This window comes from Chromobacterium sinusclupearum, assembly GCF_002902845.1.
GTDB lineage: Bacteria > Pseudomonadota > Gammaproteobacteria > Burkholderiales > Chromobacteriaceae > Chromobacterium > Chromobacterium sinusclupearum.
Window position 1 is genome coordinate 23,651 of sequence record NZ_PPTF01000041.1, and the last position, 8,587, is coordinate 32,237.

An 8,587-nucleotide genomic window follows, 5' to 3' on the forward strand; every position below is an offset into this window, starting at 1 on the left:
TCCAGTGGGCTTAGAGGCCGGCGGCTTTCTTGACAATGCCGAATACTTCTATGTTTTCCAGGAAGCCGCGGATGCTGTCCGCGCCCTGGCCGATGGCGGCGATGTAGACATCGGTGCCGCCGTGGGTCTCGCCGCCTGCAGGCATCGGGATGGCCGCTTCCTGGTGGTAGTTGCTGCCTGACACCGCATCGTCGGTCAGCGCGGCGGCCGCGCTGCGCTTGTCGTTCACCCGGTTTTCGCCATTGCCGAAACCGATGATGGTGTAGGGCATGCCGTCGGCGTCGGTCAGGTTCTTGCCGCTGGCGTAATCCTTGGCCAGGCCAAGCACGCCGGGATTGCCGGGAGTGGTCTTGCCGGTGCGCTTGGCGTAGCCGTTCAGCACTAGGGTGTGGTCGTGGTCGGCGGTGACGACGATCAGCGTGTTTTTCAGGCCGGGATCGCGTTGCTGCATGGCATCGATGGCGGCCTTGATCGCCTGGTCGAAGGCGACAGTGTCCTGCAGCGCCTTCTTGGCGAGGGTTTCATGCAGCGCGTGGTCGATGCGGCCGCCTTCCACCATCAGGAACATGCCTTGCTTGTCGCTGCGGCCCGCCAGCATGGCGATGGCCTTGGTGGTCATGTCGGCCAAGCTCGGTTCCTTTCCGGCGTCGCGGTCCAGGTCGTAGCTCATGTGGCTGCTGGTGAACAGGCCGACGGCGCGGCGGGTCTTGGCCGGGTCGATGGCGTCGAAGCTGGCCTTGTCCGCCGCGTAGCCATAGCCCTTGGCTTTCAATTCCGCCACCAGGTCGCGGCCGTCGGCGCGCTTGCCGCCGGCGCTCTTGGGCTGGAAGAACTGGCGCCCGCCGCCGAATACCACATCCACGCCGTCCAGCAGGGCGCTGTTGTACTGCGCGCCGCCCGGCACCAGTTGCGCGGCGATGTCGGATTCCGCGTCGCGATGGCAGACGTGGGCGTAAGTGGCGGCGGGAGTGGCGTGGGTGACGCGGGTGGTGGTCACCACGCCGGTGGCCCAGCCTTTAGACTTGGCCAGCTCCAGCAGCGTGGAAACCGGCTTGCCGTTGCCGGCACCGCAGTTGCCGGTGGCGTCCTTGGTCGGCTCGATGGCGCGGGTGTCGGACGACATGGAGATGACTTCGTTGTTCATCTTCACGCCGGTCATATACGCCGCCATGGACGGCGCGCTGTCGGTAACCTGAGCATCCTGCGAGAAGGTTTTGACGAAGCCGGACTCCGGCAGCGTGTCCATGGTCAGCTGGCCATCTTCGCCCACGGCGTAGATGCGGGCGGCGGTGGTCGTGGTGATGCCCATGCCGTCGCCGAGGAAGAAGATGACGTTCTTGGCGCTGGCGCTGGCCGGGGGCTTGGTCTCGGCATTGTCTTGCGGAACCGCGCGGCTGGCGCTGCCGTCGCTATTGCAGGCTGCGAGGCCGAAGGCCAGCAGGATGCTGGCGCTGAGGGAGAAGATGCGCATTGAATCTACCTTTTTTATGAAAAAATGCGCAATCAGGGTAATTTTCTAATGTTTCATCCAAAATAAATTGTTATTAAATGTTAAGCGATGTTGTTTTTCAGGCTTTCCACAGCCGGGCGAGGAACGATACGCGCACTCTGGCTTCGTCGGCATGGCAGGGGGCGACGATGCGCAGCCCCGGCTTGCTGGTGTCGCGCAGCAGCGGTTCGCCGTAAGTCGGGCCGTCGCCGCGGCGGATGGCGGCCACCATCGGTTCCCGCGGCTGGGCGCCGGAGGCGGTCACCACGCAGATTTCGTCGCTGGCCAGGCGGACGAAGCTGCCGGGCGGGTAGATGCCGATTTCGCGGATCAGCAGCGTGATGAAGGCCAGGTCGAATTCGCGGTCTTTGCGCTGGAATATCTGCCCCAGGGCGGTGGCGGGCAGCAGGGCGGAACGATAGCGGCGCGGCAGCAGCTTGGCGCAAGTGATGTCGGCCAGGTGCAGCAGATGGGCCGGCGGCAGGATCTGCTCCTTGGTCAGTCCTTGCGGGTAGCCTGTGCCTTCCCAGGACTCGTGGTGCGTTTGCACCAGGGTGTGCCACAGCTGGTCATCGATGCCGGCCTCGCGCAGGATGGCCGAGCTCATCAGCGGATGATCGCGTATGGCCTGTCGCTGGTGTTCGTTGAGGCTGGCGCGCTGGCCGTACAGTTCGTTCTGCAGCTCTACTTGCGAGATATTCATCGTCAGCGCTGCGCAGATCAGGATTTCGCGATGGCGCGGCGGCAGCTCGACGCGCCGGGTCAGGATGGCCAGCAACGCGGCGGTGTGCAGCGAGTGCGCCACGCTGTATTCGCTGAACGGCACCAGGAAGATGGAGGCGACCAGCGCGTCGTGATGGTTTTCCGCCATCCGGATCAGCGCCTGGGTCAATTCCATGATCCGCGCTTCCAGATTCGGTATGGTCAAGGCGCGGTGCAGCACGTTACGGACCCGCACTTGCAGGAAGGCGATGTCTTCGAACAGCGACAGTTTGCTGAAGTCGTTGAGGTTGGGTTTGTCCAGCGCGCGGACATCGGCCTTGGCCTCGGCGTAGCCCATTTGGACCAGCTTCTGCTTCAAGTCCGGCGACAGCACATAGTGCCCCCGCTTGAGCAGCAGAAAGCCGGTATCCGAATAAACGTCGACAGGCAGCACCTTGCCGACTTCCACCATCGCGGAGTAGATCTTGGCCGGTTTTTTTGTGGAATCCACAGTCATGAAGAATTACCGCTTGAAATATCCAAGGTTTTACAAATGATAATCCAAGGGCATGACAAGCTGGCAATTTTCACGGTCAACGCGGCAAGTCGCTCCAAATCTTCAATAAACGCTTAACAGAGACGGGGTAAGGTGTTTTTAATTCCTGTGCAAACAGGCTGACGCGCAGCTCTTCCAGCATCCAGCGGAACGCCATCACTTCCGGCGCCGGCTCGCCCTGTTCGCGTTGTTCCGCCACCCTTTGTTCCCACTTTTGCCACAGATCGCGGATTTCCGCCGCGCGCTGGCCATCGCGTTGCGGGTTGGCCGGTTGCTTGTCCATGCGCAGGCTCATCGCCTTCATGTAGCGGGGAAGATGGGGCAGCTGGCTCCACGGCGTATCGCTGAGGAAGCCCTTGTAGACCAGCCGCTCCAGCTGGCTCTTCAGCTCGTAACCCAGCTTGTGCTTTTGCAGCTTGTTGGCGAGCGGCGTGTACTCGGCCGCGATCTGCTGCAGATATTGCGCTACCGCCTGGATCACGGCCGGCAGGCGGGTGCGGGCGCGGGTCTTTTGATCATTGAAGGCTTTTTCGCTGCGCGGCAGCGCGTCCTCGCCGATGAAGGCGCGGTCGCAGATGCAGGCGATGGCGTCGGCCAACAGCTCGTCGACATTGGCCACGGCGCGCAATTGCAGGCCGATTTGCGTCATGCCGGGCAAACCCTTGCCCAGCTGCTTCATCTGCTCTTTCAGTTGCAACTGTAATAGCCGCACCACGCCCTGGCGGTGGTGCTTTTCCGCCACTGCCTGGGTATCGAACAGACGGATGGCGACGCGGTCTTCCTCCAGCGTCAGCGCCGGGTAACCGGTGAGCTGCTGGCGGCCGCGGGCGAACTGGATGCTCTCCGGCAGGTCGCCGAAGTCCCAGGCTTTGACGTCGTCGCGTTCGAACTCGGCGCTGGTGTCGCGGAAAGTCAGCTGCGCCGCCTGGCCAAACTGCTTCTGCAGCGCAGCCAGATCGCGGCCCATGCCGATTTCCTGCTTGCCGTCGTCGATGACGCGGAAGTTGAACAGCATGTGTTCCGGCAGTTCCTGCTGGTTGAACTCGTCGATGTCCACCTTGACGCCGCCGGTCTCGCGCAGGATGAAGCGCGCCAATTGCGGCGCGATGGGCTGCTGCAGGTCCGGATTGCTCAGCAGGAAGCGGGTGACGAAGTCCGGCACCGGCACGCAGCAGCGGCGGATCTGCTTGGGCAGGCCCTTGACCAATTGGTGCAGCTTGTCGCGGATCATGCCTGGCACCAGCCATTCAAACGGGGCCGGCTGCAGGCGGTTGAGGATGGCCAGCGGCACGTCCAGGGTGACGCCGTCCAAAGGATGTTTAGGCTCGAAGCGGTAGCGCAGCTTCAGCTTGCCGTCCTCCAGCTCCAGCCATTCCGGGAACTGGTTTTCCGTCACGTGCTGGGCGGCGTGGCGCATCAGTTCTTCGCGGGTCAGATGAAGGAGCTTGGGTTCGGTTTTTTCCGCTTCCTTGCGCCAGGCTTCGAAGCTGGCGGCATCAACGATGTCGGCCGGGATGCGTTCGCTGTAGAAGGCGTACAGCGCCTCTTCGTCCACCAGCACGTCCTGGCGGCGCGCCTTGTGCTCCAGCTGTTCCACCTCGCGGATCAGCTGCTGGTTGCGCTGGAAGAACGGCGCGTTGCTGACGTATTCCATATTGACCAGCGCGCCGCGGATGAACAGTTCGCGGGCTTCCTCCGGCGCGATGCGGCCGTAGCTGACGGCGCGGCGCGGGATCAGCGTCAGGCCGTACAGTGTCACGCGTTCGCTGGCGACCACTTCGCCGCGGCTCTTTTCCCAGTGCGGTTCGAAGTAGTGGTACTTCACCAAGTGGGGGGCCAGCTTCTCCACCCATTCCGGCTCGATCTTGGCCACGCAGCGGGCATAGAGGCGGGTGGTTTCCACCAGTTCGGCCGCCACCAGCCATTTCGGCTTGGCTTTCTTCAGGCCGGAGCCGGGGAAGACGTGGAAGTTGACGCCGCGCGCGCCTTGGTAGTCGTCTCCTTCCTGGTTCTTCATGCCGATATTGCCGATCAGGCCGGTCACCAGCGCCTTGTGCAGGTTTTCATAGGCCACCGCGTCCACTTGCTGGCGCTTTTTCTGCGTCATCTGCGCGTCCGGCTGTTCGGCGTCGGCATGGGCCTCGTCGCGGGTGATCAGCCCCAGCTCGCTGGCGATCTCGGCCAGCTGCGCGTGCAGCTCGCGCCACTCGCGCATACGCATATAGGACAGGAAGTGGTCGTGGCAGGCGTTGACCAGCTGGCGGTTGGATTTCTTGTGCTTCAGCGCGTCGGCGAAGAAATCCCACAGGTGCAGGAAGGACAGGAAGTCCGATTTCTCGTCGTTGAAGCGCGCCTGGGCCTTTTCCGCCGCGTCGCGCGCTTCGAACGGCCGCTCGCGAGGGTCCTGGATGCTCAGGGCGGCGGCGATGATCAGCACCTCGCGCGCGCAGTGGTAGTCGCGGCCGGCCAGCATGAGTCGGCCCACTTTCGGGTCCACCGGAATGCGCGCCAGCTCCTTGCCGACGGCGGTCAATTCACCCTTGTCGTCCACCGCGCCCAGCTCGGTCAGCACTTGATAGCCGTCGGCGATCAGGCGGCTGCTCGGCGCCTCCAGGAAGGGGAAGGCGTCTACCTTGCCGAGGCGCAGCGCGGCCATGCGCAGGATGACCGCAGCCAGGTTGGAGCGGACGATTTCCGGGTCGGTGAAGGCCGGGCGGGCATTGAAATCGTCCTCGGCATACAGGCGCACGCAGATGCCGGACTCCACGCGGCCGCAACGGCCGGCGCGCTGGCGGGCGGCCGCCTGTGAAATCTTTTCCACTTGCAGCTGCTCCACCTTGGCGCGCGGGCTGTAGCGGTTGATGCGGGCGAGACCGGTGTCGATCACGTACTTGATGCCGGGCACCGTCAGCGAGGTTTCCGCCACGTTGGTGGCCAGCACGATGCGGCGGCCGCCGGACGGTTTGAAGATTTTCTGCTGGTCCTCGTTGGACAGCCGGGCGAACAGCGGCAGGATCTCGTAGCCGCGGATGCCGGACTTGCGCAGCTTCTCCGCTGTTTCGCGGATTTCGCGTTCGCCGGGCAGGAAGACCAGCATGTCGCCGGGCCCCTGGCGCGACAGCTCGTCCGCCGCGTCGACGATGGCGTCCTCCATCTCCATCTCGCGCTCGTCTTCGTCGCGCTGCTTCAGCGGCCGGTAGCGCACTTCCACTGGGAAGGTGCGGCCGGAGACTTCGATGACCGGCGCGCCGTCAAAGTGGCGGGCGAAGCGGTCGGCGTCGATGGTGGCCGAGGTGATGATGACTTTCAGGTCCGGCCGGCGCGGCAGCAACTGCTTCAGGTAGCCCAGCAGGAAGTCGATGTTCAGGCTGCGCTCGTGCGCCTCGTCGATGATGATGGTGTCGTAGGCTTCCAGATAACGGTCGGTCTGCGTCTCCGCCAGCATGATGCCGTCCGTCATCAGCTTGATCACCGATTTTTCCGACAATTTGTCGGTGAAGCGCACCTTGAAGCCGACATGCTCGCCCAGTTGCGAGCCCAGTTCCTGCGCGATGCGCGTCGCCACCGAGCGCGCGGCCAGCCGGCGCGGCTGGGTGTGGCCGATCAAGCCGAACACGCCGCGGCCCAGCTCCAGGCAGATCTTGGGGATCTGCGTGGTTTTGCCGGAGCCGGTTTCGCCGCAGATGATCACCACCTGGTTTTTGTCTATCGCCGTCTTGATGTCGTTCAGTTTCTGGTTGACTGGCAGCGCGTCGTCGAAGCTCGGTTTGGGCAGATGGCGGCGGCGGGCCTCGGCGCGCTCGCGCGAGCGGTCGATCTGGCTGGCGATGTCCGTGAGCAGCTTGTCGGCCGGCTGGTTCTTCTTCAGCCGGTCGCCGGCGTCGGCGAGCTTGCGGCGCAGCAGGTGGCGGTCGCGGATCAGGCAGCAGGACAGGGCGGATTTCAGGTCGGCGAGGCGGGCGGCAGGAGTCATCGGCTAAAGAACGGAGAATTGCGGAAAGCGCCGATTATAGCAGAGCGGGCGGCGGCGAGCCGCCCGCGCTTGGCGTCAGGCCTCGGCGTCTTCCTCGCTGATGGCCCAGCGCGGGAACGGGTCGTCCAGCGTCTCCCAGGCGGTTATTCCGTCGGCCAATTCGGCATCGTTCAGCAGACAGGCGTTGAAGCCGGCCGTCAGCGCCTGGCTGTCCATGTCCATGCCGATCAGCACCAGCTCTTGCTGGCGGTCGCCGAACGGCTCGGCCCAGCGCGAGCGGATAAGCGCCAGGCTGTCTTCGTCCTGGGGCCATTCCGCTCGGTCCAGCGCCGCCCACCACAGCCCGGCGCAGGAATGGCGGGCCACCGATCCGGCTTGCGACCACAGCGCGGCGAACTGCGGCCGGCTGGCCAGCCAGAAATAACCTTTGGAGCGCACCACGCCGGGCCATTCCTGCCGCATCCATTGCCACAGCCGCTGCGGATGGAAGGGACGGCGCGCGCGGTAGACGAAGCTGCTTATGCCGTAGGCCTCAGTTTCCGGCACATGCTCGCCGCGCAGTTCGGCCAGCCATCCCGGCGCTTCGGCCGCGGCTTCGAAGTCGAAACGGCCGGTATCGAGCACCTTGTCCAGCGGCACGCGGCCGAACTCGCTGCGCACGATGTCGGCGCGCGGGTTCAGCGAGCGCAGAATGCCCTCCAGCTCGGCCAGCGCTTCGGCGCTGATCAGATCGGTCTTGTTCAGCACGATGACGTCGCAGAACTCCACTTGTTCGATCAGCAGATCCACCACGGTGCGCTCGTCCTCCTCGCCCAGGCTGGCCTGGCGGTCGGTGAGGCTGTCGCGCGAGGCGTAGTCGCGCAGGAAATTGCAGGCATCCACCACCGTCACCATGGTGTCCAGCCGCGCCAGATCGGCCAGGCTGCGGCCATCGTCGTCGCGGAAAGTGAAGGTTTCCGCCACCGGCAGCGGCTCGGAGATGCCGGTGGATTCGATCAGCAGGTAGTCGAAGCGGCCTTCCGCCGCCAGGCGGCGTATCTCCAGCAGCAAATCCTCGCGCAACGTGCAGCAGATGCAGCCATTGCTCATCTCCACCAGCTTTTCCTCGGCGCGCGACAACTGGGCGCCGCCTTCGCGCACCAGGCGGGCGTCGATATTGACCTCGGACATGTCGTTGACGATCACCGCCACCCGCTTGCCTTCGCGGTTGGCCAGGATGTGGTTCAGCAGCGTGGTTTTGCCGGCGCCGAGAAAGCCGGACAGCACCGTTACCGGCAGCGTGTTCATGTGTGCTCCTTGAAATGAGGGAAAGAGAGGGCTACCACACCGCGTCCAGCGCCAGCAGCACGCGGGCTTCTCCGGGATGCGGCGCGGGCGAGCGGTGGATGGCGCCGCCCTTGGATTCCGGCCATTCCGCGCCCTTGAGCAGCAGCACGGCGAACGGCGGCGCGCTGCCGATGGCAGCGGCGTCGAGGATCAATCCGGATTCCGCATCGGGCAGGCCCTGCGCCGCCGAACCCAGCCGGGAGCGGTTTGCCGCGGGGGAAGGCAGCCATTCGGTGCCTGGTCCCTGGTAGCAGCACAGCAGGCGCAGACCGACGCGGTCCACGTGGAAGCGCGGGCACATCGGGCGGTTAAGCACCTCCAGCCGGGCGCCTACTTGCGGACAGCCGGTCAGCGTGGCGTACAGCTCGCACAGCCAGTCGATGTCGGCTTGCAGCGCGTCTCGGCCTGGGAGGTCGGCCAGCGGCAAGTCGGCGCTTTCTCCCGGCGTCACTATCCGCCGCCAACCCAGGCCCAGCAGGCCGTTTTGCTCCGCGCGACGCAGATAGCCGGCGATATCGGCGTTGGGCGGGCGGCGGTACAG

The 8,587-nt window shown here is 64.7% G+C and carries 5 protein-coding genes; all 5 read right to left on the reverse strand.

Annotation, left to right across the window (positions count from 1 at the left end; genetic code table 11):
* Nucleotides 1-10: 10 nt before the first annotated feature.
* Nucleotides 11-1,471: an alkaline phosphatase gene (locus C2134_RS10315; RefSeq protein ID WP_103319815.1), complete on the reverse strand. Its 1,461-nt coding sequence runs from the start codon at nucleotides 1,469-1,471 to the stop codon at nucleotides 11-13.
* A 97-nt stretch (nucleotides 1,472-1,568) separates the two neighbouring features.
* A complete protein-coding gene (locus C2134_RS10320) occupies nucleotides 1,569-2,708 on the reverse strand; it encodes an HD-GYP domain-containing protein (RefSeq protein WP_103319817.1) in 1,140 nt (379 codons plus the stop codon).
* A 76-nt stretch (nucleotides 2,709-2,784) separates the two neighbouring features.
* The gene (hrpA, locus tag C2134_RS10325) at nucleotides 2,785-6,720 is read right to left on the reverse strand and encodes an ATP-dependent RNA helicase HrpA (RefSeq protein ID WP_103319820.1); all 3,936 of its coding nucleotides are present in this window, start codon (nucleotides 6,718-6,720) and stop codon (nucleotides 2,785-2,787) included.
* A 75-nt stretch (nucleotides 6,721-6,795) separates the two neighbouring features.
* Complete coding sequence (zigA, locus tag C2134_RS10330) at nucleotides 6,796-8,007, reverse strand: zinc metallochaperone GTPase ZigA (protein ID WP_103319822.1); 1,212 nt, start codon at nucleotides 8,005-8,007, stop codon at nucleotides 6,796-6,798.
* 31 nt (nucleotides 8,008-8,038) lie between these two features.
* A partial coding sequence (locus tag C2134_RS10335; protein ID WP_158248745.1) for a DUF1826 domain-containing protein occupies nucleotides 8,039-8,587 on the reverse strand: 549 nt, incomplete at its 5' end.